Annotated in this window: 17 protein-coding genes; 10 read left to right on the forward strand and 7 right to left on the reverse strand. The window is 72.8% G+C overall.

Translation table 11 applies throughout. The features are described from left to right. Positions 1-116: 116 nt before the first annotated feature. Positions 117-611 carry a DUF3145 domain-containing protein gene (locus tag ABZ939_RS03480; RefSeq protein ID WP_137989482.1) on the forward strand — a complete coding sequence of 165 codons (495 nt, stop codon included), beginning with the start codon at positions 117-119 and terminating at the stop codon, positions 609-611. A 47-nt stretch (positions 612-658) separates the two neighbouring features. Continuing rightward, positions 659-2,317, forward strand: coding sequence for a PQQ-binding-like beta-propeller repeat protein (locus ABZ939_RS03485; RefSeq protein WP_361848589.1), 1,659 nt, complete (start codon positions 659-661; stop codon positions 2,315-2,317). 239 nt (positions 2,318-2,556) lie between these two features. On the opposite strand, the gene fabF is transcribed toward ABZ939_RS03485, so the two are convergent. The 5 genes from fabF to fasR form a co-directional block, all read right to left on the reverse strand. Continuing rightward, complete coding sequence (gene fabF, locus ABZ939_RS03490) at positions 2,557-3,819, reverse strand: beta-ketoacyl-ACP synthase II (RefSeq protein ID WP_361848593.1); 1,263 nt, start codon at positions 3,817-3,819, stop codon at positions 2,557-2,559. 79 nt (positions 3,820-3,898) lie between these two features. Continuing rightward, positions 3,899-4,147 (reverse strand): acyl carrier protein, encoded by a 249-nt coding sequence (locus tag ABZ939_RS03495; protein ID WP_361848596.1) that lies wholly within the window; start codon positions 4,145-4,147, stop codon positions 3,899-3,901. 56 nt (positions 4,148-4,203) lie between these two features. Continuing rightward, on the reverse strand, positions 4,204-5,235 hold the full coding sequence (locus ABZ939_RS03500) for a ketoacyl-ACP synthase III (protein WP_361848599.1): 1,032 nt from the start codon (positions 5,233-5,235) through the stop codon (positions 4,204-4,206). A 16-nt stretch (positions 5,236-5,251) separates the two neighbouring features. After that, complete coding sequence (locus ABZ939_RS03505; protein WP_361848601.1) at positions 5,252-6,169, reverse strand: ACP S-malonyltransferase; 918 nt, start codon at positions 6,167-6,169, stop codon at positions 5,252-5,254. A gap of 89 nt (positions 6,170-6,258) precedes the next feature. Further along, positions 6,259-7,440, reverse strand: a complete 1,182-nt coding sequence (fasR, locus tag ABZ939_RS03510) for a fatty acid biosynthesis transcriptional regulator FasR (protein ID WP_361848604.1) — start codon at positions 7,438-7,440, stop codon at positions 6,259-6,261. A gap of 400 nt (positions 7,441-7,840) precedes the next feature. On the opposite strand from fasR, the gene ABZ939_RS03515 reads away from it, so the two are divergent. Next, positions 7,841-8,500 (forward strand): pirin family protein, encoded by a 660-nt coding sequence (locus ABZ939_RS03515; protein WP_361848606.1) that lies wholly within the window; start codon positions 7,841-7,843, stop codon positions 8,498-8,500. A gap of 70 nt (positions 8,501-8,570) precedes the next feature. Here ABZ939_RS03515 and ABZ939_RS03520 read toward each other — a convergent pair whose 3' ends face one another. Then, a complete protein-coding gene (locus ABZ939_RS03520) occupies positions 8,571-9,767 on the reverse strand; it encodes an Ig-like domain-containing protein (protein WP_361848609.1) in 1,197 nt (398 codons plus the stop codon). Between the two features lie 187 nt (positions 9,768-9,954). Here ABZ939_RS03520 and ABZ939_RS03525 point away from each other — a divergent pair, with 187 nt between their 5' ends. From ABZ939_RS03525 to ABZ939_RS03545, 5 genes are all read left to right on the forward strand, one after another. Continuing rightward, positions 9,955-11,133: a peptidoglycan bridge formation glycyltransferase FemA/FemB family protein gene (locus ABZ939_RS03525; RefSeq protein ID WP_361848612.1), complete on the forward strand. Its 1,179-nt coding sequence runs from the start codon at positions 9,955-9,957 to the stop codon at positions 11,131-11,133. Beyond that, entirely contained in the window at positions 11,130-12,935 is a 1,806-nt protein-coding gene (murJ, locus tag ABZ939_RS03530; RefSeq protein WP_361848615.1) for a murein biosynthesis integral membrane protein MurJ, read from the forward strand. Before ABZ939_RS03525 ends, murJ begins: the two co-directional genes overlap by 4 nt. A gap of 64 nt (positions 12,936-12,999) precedes the next feature. Further along, positions 13,000-13,683: a response regulator transcription factor gene (locus ABZ939_RS03535; RefSeq protein WP_361848618.1), complete on the forward strand. Its 684-nt coding sequence runs from the start codon at positions 13,000-13,002 to the stop codon at positions 13,681-13,683. After that, positions 13,680-15,128, forward strand: coding sequence for a HAMP domain-containing sensor histidine kinase (locus tag ABZ939_RS03540; protein ID WP_361848621.1), 1,449 nt, complete (start codon positions 13,680-13,682; stop codon positions 15,126-15,128). Before ABZ939_RS03535 ends, ABZ939_RS03540 begins: the two co-directional genes overlap by 4 nt. Next, a complete protein-coding gene (locus ABZ939_RS03545; RefSeq protein WP_361848624.1) occupies positions 15,125-15,868 on the forward strand; it encodes a hypothetical protein in 744 nt (247 codons plus the stop codon). Before ABZ939_RS03540 ends, ABZ939_RS03545 begins: the two co-directional genes overlap by 4 nt. Here ABZ939_RS03545 and ABZ939_RS03550 read toward each other — a convergent pair. Further along, complete coding sequence (locus ABZ939_RS03550; protein WP_361848627.1) at positions 15,858-16,679, reverse strand: serine hydrolase domain-containing protein; 822 nt, start codon at positions 16,677-16,679, stop codon at positions 15,858-15,860. The two genes, ABZ939_RS03545 and ABZ939_RS03550, sit on opposite strands and share 11 nt — an antisense overlap. A 52-nt stretch (positions 16,680-16,731) precedes the next feature. On the opposite strand from ABZ939_RS03550, the gene ABZ939_RS03555 reads away from it, so the two are divergent. Together ABZ939_RS03555 and ABZ939_RS03560 are read left to right on the forward strand one after the other, a co-directional pair. Further along, complete coding sequence (locus tag ABZ939_RS03555) at positions 16,732-17,106, forward strand: MerR family transcriptional regulator (protein ID WP_361848630.1); 375 nt, start codon at positions 16,732-16,734, stop codon at positions 17,104-17,106. Positions 17,107-17,110: 4 nt separating this feature from the next. Continuing rightward, complete coding sequence (locus ABZ939_RS03560; RefSeq protein WP_361848633.1) at positions 17,111-18,121, forward strand: aldo/keto reductase; 1,011 nt, start codon at positions 17,111-17,113, stop codon at positions 18,119-18,121. The last annotated feature ends 31 nt before the right edge of the window (positions 18,122-18,152 follow it).

An 18,152-nucleotide genomic window follows, 5' to 3' on the forward strand; every position in this document is an offset into this window, starting at 1 on the left:
CCGGCTCCGGTAAATTACATCACGTCACATGCTGTCCCTTTTGCGGAGTTTTACTCCCGATGCTGTTTACTGAGGCCGCTGGGAAAGGCGAACCTCGTCCCACACTGGAGGTCCCGGTGACGACACGTGGAGTTCTGTACGTTCACTCCGCACCGCGCGCGCTGTGCCCGCACGTCGAATGGGCGGTCGCGGGTGTCCTCGGTGCGAGAGTCCAGCTCGACTGGATCCGCCAGCCGGCGTCCCCCGGCACCTGGAGAGCCGAGTTCTCCTGGCAGGGCGAGACCGGCACCGCCTCCAAACTCGCCTCCGCCCTGCGCGGCTGGCAGATGCTCCGCTTCGAGGTCACCGCGGAACCCTGCCCCACGGCCGAGGGCGAGCGCTACAGCGCCACGCCGGAACTGGGCATCTTCCACGCCGTCACCGGGATGCACGGCGACATCCTGATCCCGGAGGACCGCCTGCGCGCCGCACTGGCCCGCTCGGTGCGCGGCGAGACGGAGCTCGAGGCGGAGATCGCCAAGCTCCTCGGGAAGCCCTGGGACGACGAGCTGGAGCCCTTCCGGTACGCCGGCGAGGGCGCTCCGGTGCGCTGGTTGCACCAGGTCGTCTAGATTCCGGCCGGGGCCCGCGCAGCGCGGGTCCTGGTGGGGGGTCAGTGATGCGTGGACGTACGGCGGCCTCGACGGCCGCCGTTCTGCTGTCCGGCGCCGCCTTCGGGGCGGCGGCGGTGCTGTGCGCCGGGGTGCTCGGCTGGGACGTCGCGGGGGGCCCGGCGTGGCCGCCACTGCTCGCGGCCGCGGCCCTGACGGCGGCGGGCGCGGCCGGACTGGCGCGGGAGCGCCGGGGGAGGGCGGTGCCGGAGGCGTCCGAGGCCGTGGTCGTGGAGGATGCGGTCCCCGATGCGTGGAGGAAGTCCGCGGCGGCCCGGCCGAAGGCGCCCGGGGCGTCCGGGCGGCCCGGGCCGGCGGGCGCCGGGGCCGTGAAGGCGTGGGGGCCGGTGGGGCGCACCACCGAGGTGCGGTACGCACCGGACACCACCGCCGCGTACGCGGCCGCACGCGGCGCGGGCGATCGGAGCGGACGTGTGCGCCGGAACCGACCGCGCGTCCTCGTGCTGATCGCCGTCTGCCTCGGGCTCCTCGCCGGGCTGTGGGGCTTCTGGCCGACCGGCGAGGACGCGACCGTACGGCACCCGGAGGCGAAGGGCCCGGCGGCGCCGAATCCGGCCGCGAAGCCGAAGGTCGCCTGGAAGGTCCCGGCGGTGGGCGACCGGTACGACGAGGGCCCCGGCGCCTGGGGCCTCGGGGACACCCTCGCCCAGGGCCGGCTCGACGGACTCCACGCGTACGACGTCCGCGACGGCGCCGTGCGCTGGAGCGTTCCGGCACCGGCCCGCGAGGCCCTGTGCGCGATGTCCCCGGACGTGGAGGGGAACGTCGGACTCATCGCGTACGGACGTCACGAGCAGCCCTGCGCGACGCTCGTCGCCGTCCACACCCTCACCGGCAAGGTCCTGTGGCGACAGCCGCTCAAGGGCACGGGGCTCGTCCTGGGAGCCCTCGCCGTGGGCGGCTCCACGGCCGTCACCGCCGAGGAGGGCGCGGTACGGGGCCGCGCCTCGGAGAGCGGCGAGCAGCGCTGGGAGCGGATCCTCGGCAAGGACTGCGCGGCCCGGGCCGTTGACGCGACCGCCGTGCGCACGCTCCTCGTCGAACAGTGCGGCACCGGCGCCCGGCTGGTCGCCCTGGACACCCGTACCGGCACGGAGCAGTGGACCAGGGTGCTGCCCGTCGAGTCGACGACCACGGCCATGGTGGTGTCGGTGGCACCCGTGGTCGTCGCCGTCGACGAGGACGACAAGCGCGGCACGCACGCTCTGCTCGGCTTCGACGGGCGCGGGGCCCCGACGGTGACCGTGCCCATGGCAGGACCGACCGGGAAGCTCCTCGCCTGGAGCGGCGGGAACCGTGCCCTGGTCCTCGGCGACCTGCTGGTGACGAAGGTCGAGACGAGCTCGTCGGTCTCCGAGAAGGTGGCCGCGCACTCCCTGAAGGACGGCCGGAAGGTGTGGGAGTACACCTCCGAAAGGACCCTGATCAAGGCGCTCGCCCGAGAGCCGGACGGGAGCGTCGGTGTACTGGGCAACTCGCGGATCCTGCTGCTCGACGCCGCCACCGGGGCCGAACGCGCCGACATCACCCCGGACGTGCCCGAGCCCGTCTCGATCTACCCCGAGCTGTTCCCCGTCACCGGCGGCCATGTCGTCGTCAACCACATCTCGATGAGCGCCGAACCGGCCGTCTTCGCCCTCCGCTGACCCCGGACACGCCGAAGGCCCACCCCCGGTTGGGGGTGGGCCTCACCTGCGACTTGGGGGTCAGACCGTGCGGAACGCCAGCACCACGTTGTGGCCGCCGAAGCCGAACGAGTTGGCCCCTCCCGCGTGCGCCCCTCGCACCGCTTCGCGGGCTTCGGAGCGCTGTGCCGGACTCCGTCCGGCGGGTGTGGCGGAGGCCCACCCCTTGTCCGGGGTGGGCCTCACCTGTGACTTGGGGGTCAGACCGTGCGGAACGCCAGCACCACGTTGTGGCCGCCGAACCCGAACGAGTTGTTGATCGCGGCGATCGTGCCCTGCGGCAGCTCGCGCGGCTCGTCGCGGACGATGTCCGCGTCGACGTCCGGGTCCAGGTCGTCGACGTTGATCGTCGGCGGGGCCAGGCGGTGATGGAGCGCCAGGACCGTCGCGACGGTCTCGATGCCGCCCGCGCCGCCCAGGAGGTGACCCGTCATCGACTTCGTCGCGGAGATCGCGACGTGGTCCAGGTCCTCGCCCAGCACCTTGCGCAGCGCCTTGATCTCGGCGACGTCGCCCTGCGGCGTCGACGTGGCGTGCGCGTTGAGGTGGACGACCTCGGAGGGCTTGAGGTCCGTCGAGTCCAGCAGGTTCTGCATCGCGGCGGCGATGCCCCGGCCGGTCGGCTCGGGCTGCGCGATGTGGTGGCTGTCGGCCGACAGGCCCTGGCCCAGCACCTCGCAGTAGATGCGGGCGCCGCGCGCCTTGGCGTGCTCCTCGGACTCGAGGATCACCACGCCCGCGCCCTCGCCGAGCACGAAGCCGTCACGGCCCGTGTCGTACGGACGCGAGGCCTTGACCGGCTCGTCGTTGTTCTTGGACATCGCCATCATGTTGGCGAAGGCCGCGATCGGCAGCGGGTGGATCGCCGCCTCCGTGCCGCCGGCCACGACCACGTCGGCACGACCCGTACGGATCATCTCGACGGCGTAGCCGATCGCCTCGGCGCCCGACGCACACGCGGAGACCGGGGTGTGCACGCCCGCCCGGGCGTTCACCTCCAGGCCGACGTTGGCGGAGGGGCTGTTCGGCATGAGCATGGGCACGGTGTGCGGGGAGACACGGCGAACGCCCTTGTCCTTCAGCACGTCGTATTGGTCGAGCAGAGTCGTGACACCGCCGATGCCGGAGGCGATGACGGAGCCGAGCCGCTCGGGCGCGATGCTCTCGTCCTCGCCGGCGGGGGCGGAGTAGCCCGCGTCGGCCCACGCCTCACGGGCCGCGATCAGCGCGAACTGCGCCGAGCGGTCCAGCTTGCGGGCGAGCGGGCGGGGCAGAACGTCGCCCGGGTCGACCGCGGCGAGCGCCGCGATCTGGACGGGCAGTTCGGCGAATCGTTCGCCCTCGAGGGGCTTGACGCCGGAGCGTCCCGCGATCAGACCTTCCCAGGTCGATGCGGAGTCGCCACCCAGCGGTGTGGTTGCGCCGATACCGGTGACGACCACGGTGCGATTGGTCGAGCTCACAGGAATTCTTTCTCCACGTGTGTGATGGTCGAAAAACGGCGCCACCGCCGGGTGGCTGACCGAATCAGCAGGGGCCGAATCAGCCCTGGTGCTTCAGGATGTAGTCGGTCGCGTCGCCGACCGTCTTGAGGTTCTTGACGTCCTCGTCCGGGATCTTGACGTCGAAGCGCTCTTCGGCGGCGACGACGACCTCGACCATGGACAGCGAGTCGACGTCCAGGTCGTCGGTGAAGGACTTGTCCGTCTGGACGTCCTCGACCGGGATGCCGGCGATCTCGTTCACGATTTCGGCGAGACCGGCGACGATCTCTTCCTGGGTGGCGGCCATGGTGGCGCTCCTTCTGTGTTTGCTTAGGTAAGGGGCTTCCGGATGATCCGGTGTGCCTAGGGGAGGGTAACGACCGTCGCGGCGTAGACGAGACCCGCCCCGAAGCCGATGACGAGCGCGGTGTCGCCGCTCTTCGCCTTCCCGGTCGCCAGGAGCCGCTCCATGGCGAGCGGAATCGAGGCGGCCGAGGTGTTGCCGGTGGTTTCGACGTCACGGGCGACCGTCACGTGCTCCGGCAGCTTGAGAGTCTTCACCATCGAGTCGATGATCCGCATGTTCGCCTGGTGCGGGATGAAGACATCCAGGTCGTCCGCCGAGATGCCGGCGGCGTCCAGCGCCTGCTGGGCGACCTTCGCCATCTCGAAGACGGCCCAGCGGAAGACCGCCTGACCCTCCTGCGTGATGGCCGGGAACTTGATCTCACCCTGCTGGTTGAGGGGGAGCTTCGAGACGTCGCCGACGTGGAACTCGTTCCACGGCACGGTCTGCTTGATCGTCTCGGACTTGTCACCCTCCGAACCCCAGACCGAGGGGCCGATGTGCGGCTCGTCGGAGGGGCCGACGACGACCGCGCCGGCGCCGTCGCCGAACAGGAAGGCCGTCGCGCGGTCCTCCAGGTCGGTCAGGTCGCTCAGCCGCTCGACGCCGATCACGAGGACGTACTCGGCCGAACCCTCGACGATCATGCCCTTGGCGAGCGTGAGGCCGTAGCCGAAGCCCGCGCAGCCGGCGGAGATGTCGAACGCGGCCGGCTTGCCGGCGCCGATCTTGTCGGCGATCTCGGTGGCGACGGCCGGGGTCTGCTTGAAGTGCGAGACGGTGGAGACGATCACGGCGCCGATCTGCTCCGGGTCGATCCCGGCGTCGGCGATGGCCTTGCCGGAGGCCTCGACCGACATCGCGGTCACGGTCTCCTCCGGGGAGGCCCAGTGGCGGGTGGAGATGCCGGAGCGCGAGCGGATCCACTCGTCGGACGAGTCGATCTTCTCGAGGATCACCTCGTTGGGCACGACCCGGGTGGGGCGGTAGCCGCCGACACCCATGATCCGCGCGTACGGGGCGCCCTTGCTGGGCTTGATCTTCGACATGCTCTACGGCTCCTTCTCAGGCTGCAGTGTGCTCGGCGACGAGCGTGCGGGCCGCGTCGAGGTCGTCGGGGGTCTTCAGGGCGACGGTGGCGACGCCCGGCAGCGCACGCTTGGCGAGGCCGGTCAGGGTGCCGCCGGGGCACACCTCGATCAGCGCGGTCGCGCCCAGCGCCTTGAAGGTCTCCATGCACAGGTCCCAGCGGACCGGGTTGGCGACCTGGCCGACGAGGCGCGCGATGACCTCCGCGCCCTCCGTGACGACCTGTCCGTCCTTGTTGGAGACGTAGCGCACCGCGGGGGCGGCCACGGTCAGCTCCTTCGCGGCGGCCTCCAGCTTCGCCACCGCGGGCGCCATGTGGTGCGTGTGGAACGCGCCGGCGACCTTCAGCGGGACGACCCGGCGGACACCCTCGGGCTTGTCCGCCTCCAGAGCGGCCAGTTGCTCCAGGGTGCCGGCGGCCACGATCTGGCCGGCGCCGTTGACGTTCGCCGGGGTCAGGCCGAGCTTCTCCAGGTGCGGGACCGTCACCTCCGGGTCGCCGCCGAGCAGCGCGGACATGCCGGTCTCGGTGATCGCGGCGGCCTCGGCCATCGCCAGACCACGCGTCCGTACGAGACGCAGGGCGGCGGTGTCGTCGAGGACGCCGGCGAACGCGGCGGCGGTGATCTCGCCGACGCTGTGGCCGGCGACCGCGCCGGGGGAGACGTCGCCGAGCGCGGCGGCGGACAGCAGTCCGGCGGCCACGAGGAGCGGCTGGGCCACGGCGGTGTCACGGATCTCGTCCGCGTCGGCCTTCGTGCCGTAGTGGGCGAGGTCGAGCCCGATGGCGTCGGACCAGGCCGCGAGGCGGTCGGCGGCACCGGGGAGTTCGAGCCAGGGAGTCAGGAAGCCGGGCGTCTGGGCGCCTTGGCCGGGAGCGACGAGTACGAGCACCCTCACACTCTCTCTTGGGGACGGCTCGGAACGCCCGTGGGGACTAGGACGAAGAACCGTCAGGGGAATTGTTGGTGTTCGACAAAAGTCTAGGACTGCGAATCTCCGTCGGCCAAGCGCCCCAGGATCAGCGCGATCCGCAGTGTGAAGGCGGAGCGCACATCGGAGGGTGACCAGCCGGTGACATCTGTCACACGTCGAAGCCGGTAGCGCACGGTGTTGGGGTGGACGAACAGCATCCGCGCCGCGCCTTCCAGGCTGCTCGCCTGCTCCAGGTAGACACTCAGAGTTTCCAGGAGCGCCGAACCCGCTTCTTCCAGCGGTCTGTAGATCTCCTCCACCAGCTGCTCGCGGGCCGAAGGGTCGGAGGCGATGGCGCGCTCCGGCAGCAGATCGTCCGCGAGGACCGGGCGCGGGGCGTCCTGCCAGGCAGAACACGCCTTGAGCCCGGCGGCCGCGGCCTGCGCGGAGCGGGTCGCGGCGAGCAGGTCGGGGACGACGGGGCCCGCGACGACCGGCCCGGCGGCGTACGGCCCGATCAGCGCCTTCGCGACGGCGAGCGGGTTGTCGTTGCCGCCGGCGATGACGACGAGCCGGTCGCCGAGTACACCGGTGAGGACCTGGAGCTTGGCGTGCCGGGCGGCCCGGCGGATGGCCTCGACGGTGAGCTCGCTGTCCCCGTCGGGGGCGGTGCCGAGGACGACGCAGACGTGCTCGGGGGAGTTCCAGCCGAGGGCGGCGGCGCGGGAGACGGCGCCCTCGTCGGCCTCGCCGGAGAGGACCGCGTTCACCACGAGGGACTCGAGCCGGGCGTCCCACGCGCCGCGGGCCTCGGCGGCCTGGGCGTAGACCTGGGCGGTCGCGAAGGCGATCTCGCGGGCGTAGACGAGGAGGGCCTCACGGAGGATGGACTCGTCGCCGGGGGCGGCGACCTCCTCGATCGCCGCCTCCATGACCTCGATGGTGGTGCGGACCATCTCGACGGTCTGGCGCAGGGTGATGGCGCGGGTCAGCTCGCGGGGCGCGGTGCCGAAGACGTCCGTGGAGATGGCCTGGGGGGTCTCCGGGTGCCGGAACCACTCGGTGAACGCGGCGATACCGGCCTGGGCGACCAGACCGATCCACGACCGGTTCTCGGGCGGCATCGCCCGGTACCACGGCAGCGTCTCGTCCATGCGTGCAATGGCGTTGGCGGCGAGCCGCCCGGAGGACTGTTCGAGGCGCTTCAGGGTGGCGGAATGCGGGTGGGCGGCGTTCGTGGGTTCTGGCACGGGGACAAGACTGCCTTATCGGGACGGCCGAGTGCGGGGTCGGGGCCGTTTCCCGTCCGGAGCGGACCCGACAGGCACCCGCCCCCGACCGGAGGGCCGGGCGCGGCGCGACGTGCCCCTCGGCCCGGTGGCTATCCGGCCGTGGCCGCGCGACGTGCCCGCCCGGCCCGGCGGCGAACCCGCCGCGCGCTGTGCGACGTGCCCCCGTCGCCCGGTGGCCATCCCGCCGTGCCCGCGCGACGTGCCCCCTCGGCCCGGTGGCTATCCGGCCTCGGCCGCGCGACGTGCCCCCGGTCGGCCGGTGGCCGTCCGGCCGTCGCCGCGCGCCGTGCGACCTGGCCCGGTGGCCGCCCCAGCCGGGCGCGGGGTTCCTCGCGGGGGCAGGGGCTACCGTTTCCCCGTGATTCGTATCCAGCGCGCCGGCGACCGCTACCCCGGGGGCGACCCGGGAGCCGGGATCGAGACCCGGCACGCCTTCTCCTTCGGGCGGCACTACGACCCGGACAACCTCCGCTTCGGCGCGATCCTCGCCTGCAACGAGGAGCGGCTCGCTCCCGGCGCCGGATTCGCCGAGCACCCGCACAGTCACACCGAGATCGTCACCTGGGTCGTCGAGGGCGAGCTGACCCACCGCGACTCGGCCGGTCACACCAGCGTCGTCGGCCCCGGGGACGTCCAGCGGCTCAGCTCGGCGGCGGGCGTACGGCACGAGGAGCGCAACGACGGCGACGTGCCGCTGGTCTTCGTCCAGATGTGGCTCGCGCCGCTGGAGCCCGGCGGCGCCCCCTCGTACGAGATCGTGCGCGGCATCGCCGACTCCACCCCGTACGCCCTTCCGGAGGCGGGCTCGATGCTGAACGTCCGCCGACTGGAGTCCGGCGAACGCACCGCCGTCCCGGACGCCGACTTCGTCTACGCCCACGTGGTGCGCGGCACGGTCCGCCTGGCCGGCGAGGAACTCACCCCGGGCGACGCGGCCCGCGTCACCGAGGCACAGGACCTGGCGCTCATGGCCACGTCGGACGCGGAGGTCCTGCTCTGGGAGATGCGGGCGGTCTGAGGCCCGGGGGCCGGCCAGGGCCATGACCCGAACGGCCGCCCGGCGGACGGCGGCCCGGGTCACGCTCTCTTCAGCGAGTCACCGCGCTCTTCGCGCGCCACCGCTCCCAGCTCACGTTCCACGCGCCGTAGCCGTTGCCCTCCGCCACCGTGCCCTTCGTGTCCGCGCCGCGGATCTCGAAGGGGTCGCCCGGCCGGACCTGGCCGTAGAACCACGCGGCGTCGGCGTCGCTCATGCCGATGCAGCCGGAGCTGCGGTTCGCGCGGCCGAAGTACGCCGCGTTCCACGGCGCCGCGTGCGCGTACATGCCCGACCACGTCAGCCGCATCGACCAGTCGACCATCTTGTCGTATGCGTCCCCGAGCCCGACCGTCTCCGAGTTCATGTTGATGGTGCCCTCCTTCGCCATCAGCACCGCCGTGCCCCGCCACGACCGCTTGTCGCCGCCGGGGGTGCCGCCCGACACGGGGATCGTGCGCACCGCGCGCCCGTCCCGCTCCAGCACGAGCCGCTTGGAGTCCAGGTCGACCTTCACGACCTGCGCGGAGCCGACCGTGAAGCCCGTGCGGTAGTCCCGTACGAACCAACCCCCGCCCGAGTCCGTGCCGTTGAGCGTCGCGTCGAGCGTGATCTTCGTGCCCGGCTTCCAGTACTCCCGCGGCCGCCAGTCCACCCGGTCCTTGCCCGACCAGTCCGTCAGCCAGCCCCAGGACCCGACCGTGCCGTTCGACGTCGTCACCCTGAGCTGCTTCTCCACCTCCGCCTTGTTCGTCACCGGCCGGTCGAAGACGATCGAGAGCGGCTGCCCCACCCCGACCGTGGTGTCCTTCCCGGGCGCCAGCGTCAGCTTGTTGACCCGTGCCGCCTCGGCCGTGGTGAAGGTCGACGTCGTGGTCGTCTCCTTCCCCCCGGACGTACGGGTCGTCGCCTCCACGCGGTACGACGTGCCCGGCACCGCCTTCCGGCCCGAGATCCAGGACGTCCCGCCGGCCCCGGTACGGCCCGCCAGCACACCGCCCTCCGCGTCCACGACCTTCACCGTCGTCAAGGTGCCGCCGGTGGCCGTCACGGTCACCGTCCGGCCGGCCGCCGGACTGACCACCGTCACCTTCGCCGGAGCATCCGCGGCACCCGAAGCCTTCGGGTCGCCCGTCGCGCGCGGCGCGCCCACCGCCCCCGCCGTACAGGCGGTGAGCGAGCCGCAGAGGGCGACGGTCGCGAGCAGAGGACGTATTCGGGTGCGTGCGGGAATGCGTGCGGGAATCACGGAAGCCTCCGGAAAAAGTGTGGGATGCCCGGACTGTAGGCCGCCGAAAGCGCCCCGGACGCTCTGTGACAAGGGCTGCAGAGAAACGGTCATCGTCCGGTCACACACGACGCGCGGACCGGTCAAAGACGGCTGTGAGCATCCTGTGCGCCCCACGACCGAGGGGCGGAACAAGGAGGCTCACGTTGTGTCAGCTCTGCTCGTGACGGCCGCACCTCAGCACGCCACCACCCGGCTGGAGCCCCTCACCCCCGAGGCCTACCGCGCCCACCTCGCGCGGAGCGGGACGGCCCGCCCCAGCTTCCTCCAACTGCCCTCCTGGGCCGAGGTCAAGGACGGCTGGCGTCCTCAACTCCTCGGCTGGGGAACGGGAGACGGCACTCTCACCGGTGTCGCCCTCGTCCTGCTGCGCCCGTTCCCCGGCACCCGCAAGTACTTCGCCTACCTTCCCGAAGGGCCCGTCGCCGACTGGTCCGACCCCGACCTCGACGGCTGGCTCACCCCGCTGCTCCAGCACCTCAGGGCCGCCGGGGCCTTCGCCGTACGCATCGGGCCCTCGCCCGCCTTCCGCCGCTGGAACGCCGCCACCCTCAAGGCGCACACCGGGCCCGGCCGGCGCCTCTCCGACGTCCTCGCCGACGAGGTCGACCCGCTCGGCACCGCCGTCGCCGAACGACTCCGCGCCCGCGGCTGGCGCCGCTGCGGAGGCGACTCCACCAGCGACTCCGACGGCGCCGACGCCCAGCCCCGCCACGTCTACCAGGTCCCGCTCGCCGGCCGCACCGCCGACGACCTGTGGAGCGGCCTCAACCAGGAGTGGCGGCGCAACGTCCGCAAGGCCCGCAAGTCAGGTGTCGAGATCGTCGTCGGCTCGGCCGCCGACCTGCCCGAGTTCTACCGGCTCCTCGGGATCACCGAGCAGCGCGACGGATTCCGGCTCGGCCGCTCCCTCGCGTACTACGAACGGCAGTACGCGGTCCTCAACGCCGAGGAACCGGGCCGGATGAGGCTCTACCTCGCCCGCCACGAGGGCGAGACCCTCGCCGCCCACACCATGATCACGGTGGGGAGGCGGGTCTGGTACCAGACCGGCGCCTCCGCCGACCACCGCCGCGAGGTCCGCCCCTCCAACGCCCTGCAGTGGCGGATGATGCTCGACGCCCACGCCGCAGGGGCCGACGTCTACGACATGCGCGGGATACCCTCCACCCTTGATCCGGACGACCGCGCCCACGGTCTGCTGCGCTGGAAGCTCGGCACGGGCGGGCAGGCCGTCGAGACGCTGGGGGAGTGGGAGACACCGTTGGACGGCAGGACCAACCACACGCTGTACCGGGCGTTCCAGGCGTACCTGGCCCGCCGATGACGGCGGCGACGACCCTCGTCGAGCCGAAGCCGCGCACCTCCTCCGCGCTGCGCAGCGGCGCGCTGATGGCCGCCGGATCGCTGGTCTCGCGCGCCACCGGCTTCGTCCGCTCGGCGGTCGTCGCCGCGGCCCTCGGAGCCGGGGCGATCGCCGACGGGTACGCGGTCGGCAACTCGATCCCCACCATCGTCTACATGCTGCTCCTGGGCGGCGCCCTCAACGCGGTCTTCGTGCCCGAACTGGTCAAGGCGGCCAAGGAGCACGAGGACAGGGGCGTCGCCTACACCGACCGTCTCCTGACGGTCTGCGTCCTCGCCCTGCTGGTGCTGACGGCGGGCGCGGTGCTCGCGGCGCCCGCGATCGTCGACGCGTACACCGACTACACCGGCGCGCAGGAGTCGATGACGGCCGCCTTCGCCCGGTACTGCCTGCCGCAGATCCTCTTCCTGGGCGTCTTCACCCTGCTCGGGCAGGTGCTGAACGCGCGGGGCCGGTTCGGCGCGATGATGTGGACGCCGGTCCTCAACAACGTCGTCGTCATCGGCGTCTTCGCGCTGTACCTGGTGACGGCCGACGGCGGGGCGCTGACCGGCCGGGAGACGGCGCTGCTCGGCTGGGGCACCACGGCGGGCATCGCGCTCCAGGCCCTCGCGCTCGTCCCCTCCCTGCGCGCCGCCGGCTTCCGCTGGCGCCCGCGCTTCGACTGGCGCGGCAGCGGACTCACGGCGCCGCTGAGGTCGGCCGGGTGGCTGGTGCTGCTGGTCCTCACCAACCAGGCCGCGTACTGGGTGACGACGAGGCTGGCGACGGCGGCGGGGCAGCGGGCGGAGGAGCTGGGTGCGGGCGGGGGCTTCGGCTTCGCCGCGTACACCAACGCGTATCTGCTGTGGGCCGTGCCGCACGGCATCGTCACCGTCTCCCTGGTGACCGCCCTGTTGCCCCGGATGAGCGGCGCGGCGGCGGACGGCGATCTGGCGAAGGTGCGGGCGGACGTCTCGTACGCGCTCAGGACCAGCGCGGCGGCCGTCGTACCTGCGGCGTGCGCGCTGTTCGCGCTGGCGGTGCCGCTGATGGGTGTGGTCTTCCAGTACGGCAGGACCGACGCCGGTGACATCCGGGCGATGGCCTGGATCCTGATGGCCTTCGCCCCGGGCCTGATCGCCTTCTCGGGCCAGTACGTCTGCACCCGCGCCTTCTACGCCCTGCGGGACACCCGCACCCCGTTCCTGCTGAACCTGGTGATCGCCGGCCTCAACGCGGGCCTGTCCCTCGTCGCGTACGCGCTCCTCCCGGCGACCTGGGCGGTGGCGGGCATGGCGGCCGCGTACTCGCTGGCGCTGTGGGCGGGCTGGGCGCTGACGGCGTACGCGCTGCGCCGACGGCTGGGCGGAGCGCGGGCGGGGGCAGGGCTGGGAGCGGGCGCGGGTGCGGTCGTGGACACCGGGCAGGGAGCGGGCGCGGAGGCCGACACAGGGCAGGGAGCCGGTGCGGCGGCGGAGGCAGCGCAGGGGGCGGGAGCGGAGGCAGGGCAGGGAGCGGGCGCCGCGGCGGAGGCGGTACCCGGCCCGTCGGCCCGGTCCGCTCTCGCGCGGTTGCTCCTGGCGGCCGTACCGGCGGCCGGTTTCGCGCTGCTCGTCGCCGACACGTCCGCCCCGGCAGGGGCCCTCGCGGCAGGCGCCGCCGGTGGCCTCACCCTCCTCGCCGTCTTCGGCCTGCTGGCCCGCCCGCTCCGGCTCACGGACGTCCAGGCCCTGCTCGCGGGCGCCGGCCACCGGCTGCGCGGCCTCGCCCGGCGCCGCTGACGCCGCTTCCCTCCCCGCTCTCCCCATGGGGGAGCCCTTCGACCCGAGTTGGGATACTGCTCGAATGCCTCGCGTGCTCCTCATAGAAGACGACCCCTCCGTCCGCGAAGGGGTCGAGATAGGGCTCCGGCGCCGTGGGCACGAGGTGCGGGCGGCCGCGACCGGCGAGGCGGGCCTCGCCCTGCTCGACGAGTTCCGGCCCGATCTGCTGCTGCTCGATCTGATGCTGCCCGGCATGAACGGCGTCCAGGTCTGCCGCCGGGTCCGCGAGACCAGCCAGCTGCCGATCATCATGCTCACCGCGCGCGGCGACGACTTCGACGTCGTCGTCGGTCTGGAGGCCGGGGCCGACGACTACATCGTCAAGCCCGCCCGTACCGAGGTCATCGAGGCCCGAATACGGGCCGTACTGCGGCGCATCGAGGAGCCGGGGGCCGGCCGGGCCGCCGTCGAGTTCCACGGGGAGCTCGCCATCGACCGGGTCGGTCTCACCGTCGCCAAGTCCGGCGAGCGACTCGCCCTCGCGCCTTCCGAGCTCAAGCTCCTGCTCCATCTGACGTCCGCCCCCGAGCAGGTCTTCAGCCGTCAGCAACTCCTCGAACACGTCTGGGAGCACAGCTACCACGGCGACGCCCGCCTCGTGGACGCCTGCGTCCGCCGCCTGCGCAACAAGATCGAGGACACCCCCGGCGCCCCCCGCTACATCCAGACCCTGCGCGGCTTCGGCTACCGCTTCGGGCCGCTGTGAGCCGCCGCCGGGCGCTGCGCCCCCGCCTCCGGCCGTTCGGGCTGCGTACCCGGCTCGTCCTCGCCTTCCTCCTCGTGGCCGCCGTCGGCTGCGGCACCACCGCCGCCCTCACCTACCGCGCCGCCCGCAACGCCATCCTCGAACAGACCCAGAACACCGCCGTCTCCGCCTTCCGCGAGCAGGTCGAGAACCTCGGCATCCACCTGCCCCTCGAGGCGGAGTCCTTGCGCCACGAACTCCTGCTGATCGCCCGGCAGGGCAAACCCCGACCCTGGCGGGTCTACGCCGAGTACGGCTCCGTCCGCGTCTCGTCCGCCGACCGCCCCACCTCCACCGTCATCACCCCCGAACTCCGCTCCCGCGCCCGGGCCACGGCCCACGGCAGCTTCCAGCGGGTGGTCAAGAACGGCCGGCCCTACCTCACCGTCGCCGTCCCCACCGTCTTCAGGACGCACACCCCGGCCACCGCCGTCCACCGCACCGGCGTCGTGCTGTACGCCGTCATGGAACTCGACGAGGAGGAGGCCAACATCGAGGCGATGGTCCTCGCCGCCCGCGACGGCGCTCTGCCCGCCCTCGCCATCGCCCTGATCCCCGCCCTGATCGCCGCCCGCAGCGTGCTGCGGCCGGTACGCGAGCTGCGGCGCGCCGCCGACTCCATGGGGCGCGGCCGGCTCGACACCCGGATCCTCGCCAAGGGAAGCGACGAACTCGCCGATCTCGCCCGCACCTTCAACGAGTCCGCCGCCGCGCTCGAACGCTCCGTCGTCGAACTCCGGCACGCCGAGGCCCGCGCCCGCCGCTTCGCCTCCGACGTCTCCCACGAGCTGCGGACCCCGCTCGCCGGGATGCTCGCCGTCACCGAGGTCCTCGACGAGGACGCCGACGGCCTCGACAGCGACACGGCCAGGGCGGTACGGCTCATCAGCGCCGAGACCGGCAAGCTCGCCGTGCTCGTGGAGGACCTCATGGAGATCTCCCGCTTCGACGCGCGTGCCGCCGAACTCCATGTGGACGAGGTGGACGTGGCCGACAGCGTCCGCAAGACGCTCCAGCACCGCCACTGGACCGACCCCGCCCTCGTCCGCGCCGAACTGCCCGTCGGCGTGCGCGTCCGGCTCGACCCGCGCCGCTTCGACCTCGTCGTCGCCAACCTCGTCGGCAACGCGCTGCGGCACGGCGCACCGCCGGTGACCGTGCGGACCTGGGCCGAAGGCGACTGGCTGGTGACCGAGGTCGCCGACCGGGGGCCCGGCATCGCCGACGAGGTCCTGCCGCATGTGTTCGACCGTTTCTTCAAGGCCGACCCGGCCCGCGCCCGCTCGGCCGGCAGCGGACTCGGCCTCGCCATCACCCTCGAGAACATCCGGCTGCACGGCGGCACCGTCACGGCCGCGAACCACCCCGACGGCGGCGCCGTCTTCACGGTGAGGATCCCGCGATGAGGCGCGGAACCCGGCTCGGCGCGCTCCTCGCCGGCGTGCTCGTGCTCGCCGGCTGCGGCATTCGGCAGAGCGATGTCGTGGAGGCCGGCGGACCGGCGACCATCGCGGTCGTCCCGGTCTCCGGCAGCCGGATGCTGCTCTTCTACGTCGACGCCGACGGCAGGCTGCTGCCCGTAGCCCGCGAACTGGGCGGACCGCTCGACGGCTGGGAGGGGTACCGGATGCCGCCCGGCGAGCCGCCGCCCACCTACCCGGCCGGCAGCGGGATCGTCGCCGCCAAGGCGCTCACCGTGCTGCTGTTGGGCCCGAACAAGGCGGAGGCGGCGGCCGGTCTCACCACCCGGCTGCCGGCGCCCGGCACGTGGAGGGACAAGGAGGGTCCGCACATCTCGCAGGGGCCCGACACGACCGGCGAGGACGGCGAGCGCCGGCTGCGGATCCGGCTCCCCTTCCCCGTCGGTGAGCTGGACGGCGCCGGGATCCGCCAGCTGGTGTGCACGGCCGCCTACGCGGAGGAGGCCGAGGGCCGGGCCTCCGTCGTCCTGTCGGGACCGGGCGGCTCGCTCCCCGCCGAGGGCTGCGACGACCTCCGGGTCGGCTCCGCCGAGAGCGATGCGTCGGACGTCCCGCGCGAGGGCACGCCGGACGGTGGGGGCACGGGCGGTACGGTACCCCCGGGCCCCACGGGTCCGACGCCCTCCGCCACGGACGGAGCGCGCCGGCAGACGCCTACGCCCTGAGCTCCGCGAGGACCGCGTCCGTGAACGGCGGCCACGCCTCCACCGCCCACGGCCCGAAGGCCCGGTCGGTCAGCGCCACGCACGCGGCGCGCGCGTCGGGGTCGATCCACAGGAAGGTGCCCGACTGGCCGAAGTGCCCGAACGTACGCGGCGAGGACGAAGCTCCCGTCCAGTGCGGCGACTTGGAGTCCCGGATCTCGAAACCGAGCCCCCAGTCGTTGGGCCGCTGGTGGCCGTAGCCGGGCAGGATGCCGGTCAGACCGGGGTGGGTCACCGTCATCGCGTCGAGGACCGTGCGCGCGTCGAGCAGCCGCGGCGCCTGCACCTCCGCCGCGAACCGCACCAGATCGTCGACGGTCGAGACGGCGTCCTTGGCGGGTGAGCCCTCCAGCGTCGTCGAGGTCATCCCCAGCGGCTCGAGGACCGCCTGGTGCAGATACTCGGCGAACGGGATGTCCGTCGCCTTGGCGACATGGTCGCCGAGCACCTCGAACCCGGTGTTGGAGTAGATCCGGCGCGTGCCCGGCGCGGCCATGATCCGCTGCTCGTCGAAGGCCAGACCCGAGGTGTGGGCCAGCAGGTGGCGGACGGTCGCGCCCTCGGGCCCGGCGGGCTCGTCGAGGTCGATCGCCCCCTCCTCGTACGCGACGAGGACGGCGTACGCCGCCAGCGGCTTGGTGACCGAGGCGAGCGGGAACCGCTGCCCGGTCGGGCCGTGGGACCCGGCCAGGGTGCCGTCCGCGCGTACGACAGCGGCGGCCGCGGTGGGGACGGGCCAGTTCTCGATCATCGCCAGGCTCTGCAGGGACATGGAGCCGAGCCTACTTGCTTCGAGTGCACTCGAAGGTCCTAGCGTGGGGGTCATGAGCGTGATCGAGAGAAGCGTCCACTACACGATCAGCGAGGTGGCCGCCCTGACCGGACTGTCGGCGCACACCCTGCGCTGGTACGAGCGGATCGGGCTCATGCCGCACGTCGACCGTTCGCACACCGGCCAGCGCCGCTTCTCCCAGCGCGACCTGGACTGGCTGGCGTTCGTCGGCAAGCTCCGGCTGACCGGGATGCCGGTCGCCTCGATGGTGCGGTACGCGGAGCTGGTACGGGAGGGCGATCACACCCGGGACGAACGGCGCGAGCTTCTGGAGACCACGAGGAGGGACGTCATGTCCCGGATCGCGGAGCTCCAGGACACGCTCGCCGTGCTCGACATCAAGATCAGTCACTACGCGGAGGCATGACCCGATGATCAGGATCAGCACAGTCCGACTCGGTACGGACGGACCCGAGATCGGCGTCCAGGGCTTCGGCGCCATGGGCATCAGCGAGTTCTACGGCGACACGGACGAGGCCGCCGCGCGCGACACCCTCGACGCGGCCCTGGAGGCGGGCGTCACCCTCATCGACACGGCGGACGTGTACGGGAGCGGCGCCAACGAGGAGTTCCTCGCGCCGTTCGTCGCCGCCCACCGCGACGAGATCACCCTGGCCACCAAGTTCGCCATAGAGCGGCGCGCCGACGACCCGCACTACCGGGGGATCCGCAACGACCGCGCGTACATCAGGAGCGCGGTCGAGGCGAGCCTGCGCCGGCTCGGCGTCGAGACCATCGACCTCTACTACATGCACCGGCGCGACCCGGACGTCCCGCTCGCCGAGTCGGTCGGGGCGATGGCGGAGCTGGTACGGGAGGGCAAGGTCAAGCACCTGGGCCTGAGCGAGGTGACCGGCGCGGAGCTGCGCGAGGCGCACGCCGTGCACCCGATCGCCGCGCTCCAGTCGGAGTGGTCCCTCTTCTCGCGCGACGTGGAACGCAGCGCGGTCGGCGCGGCGGCCGAGCTCGGCGTGACGTTCGTGCCGTACTCGCCGCTGGGCCGGGGCTTCCTGACCGGCGCCTTCGCGGACGCCTCGAAGGACCTGTCGGGCAGCGACTTCCGCCGGCACCAGCCCCGCTTCACCGGGGAGAACGCGGCGAAGAACGCCGCCCTCCTCGCCCCGGTCCACAAGATCGCGGCGACCCACGGCGCGACGGCGGCGCAGATCGCCCTGGCCTGGGTCCAACAGCGCTCCACGGTCCACGGCCTGACGGTCGTCCCGATCCCGGGCACCCGCAAGCGCGCCCGCCTGGAGGAGAACGCGGCGGCGACCCACCTCACCCTGACCGACGCCGAACTGTCGGAACTGGAACCGATCGCCGCGGAAGTCGCGGGCGACCGCTACCCGGACATGCGCTTCACCTCGGCGGCGCGCGAGTGACGACCGGGGGAGGGGCGCGGCGCTCGCGCCC

Origin of the sequence: Streptomyces sp. NPDC046712 (assembly GCF_040645695.1) — a bacterium.
Taxonomy (GTDB): domain Bacteria; phylum Actinomycetota; class Actinomycetes; order Streptomycetales; family Streptomycetaceae; genus Streptomyces.

Coding starts and splice junctions, on each gene's coding strand:
- ABZ939_RS03485 (WP_361848589.1), top strand. CDS start 659: ATGCGTGGACGTACGGCGGCCTCGACGGCCGCCGTTCTGCTGTCCGGC.
- ABZ939_RS03495 (WP_361848596.1), bottom strand. CDS start 4,147: ATGGCCGCCACCCAGGAAGAGATCGTCGCCGGTCTCGCCGAAATCGTG.
- ABZ939_RS03500 (WP_361848599.1), bottom strand. CDS start 5,235: ATGTCGAAGATCAAGCCCAGCAAGGGCGCCCCGTACGCGCGGATCATG.
- murJ (WP_361848615.1), top strand. CDS start 11,130: ATGACGGCGGCGACGACCCTCGTCGAGCCGAAGCCGCGCACCTCCTCC.
- ABZ939_RS03535 (WP_361848618.1), top strand. CDS start 13,000: ATGCCTCGCGTGCTCCTCATAGAAGACGACCCCTCCGTCCGCGAAGGG.
- ABZ939_RS03545 (WP_361848624.1), top strand. CDS start 15,125: ATGAGGCGCGGAACCCGGCTCGGCGCGCTCCTCGCCGGCGTGCTCGTG.
- ABZ939_RS03550 (WP_361848627.1), bottom strand. CDS start 16,679: ATGTCCCTGCAGAGCCTGGCGATGATCGAGAACTGGCCCGTCCCCACC.
- ABZ939_RS03555 (WP_361848630.1), top strand. CDS start 16,732: ATGAGCGTGATCGAGAGAAGCGTCCACTACACGATCAGCGAGGTGGCC.
- ABZ939_RS03560 (WP_361848633.1), top strand. CDS start 17,111: ATGATCAGGATCAGCACAGTCCGACTCGGTACGGACGGACCCGAGATC.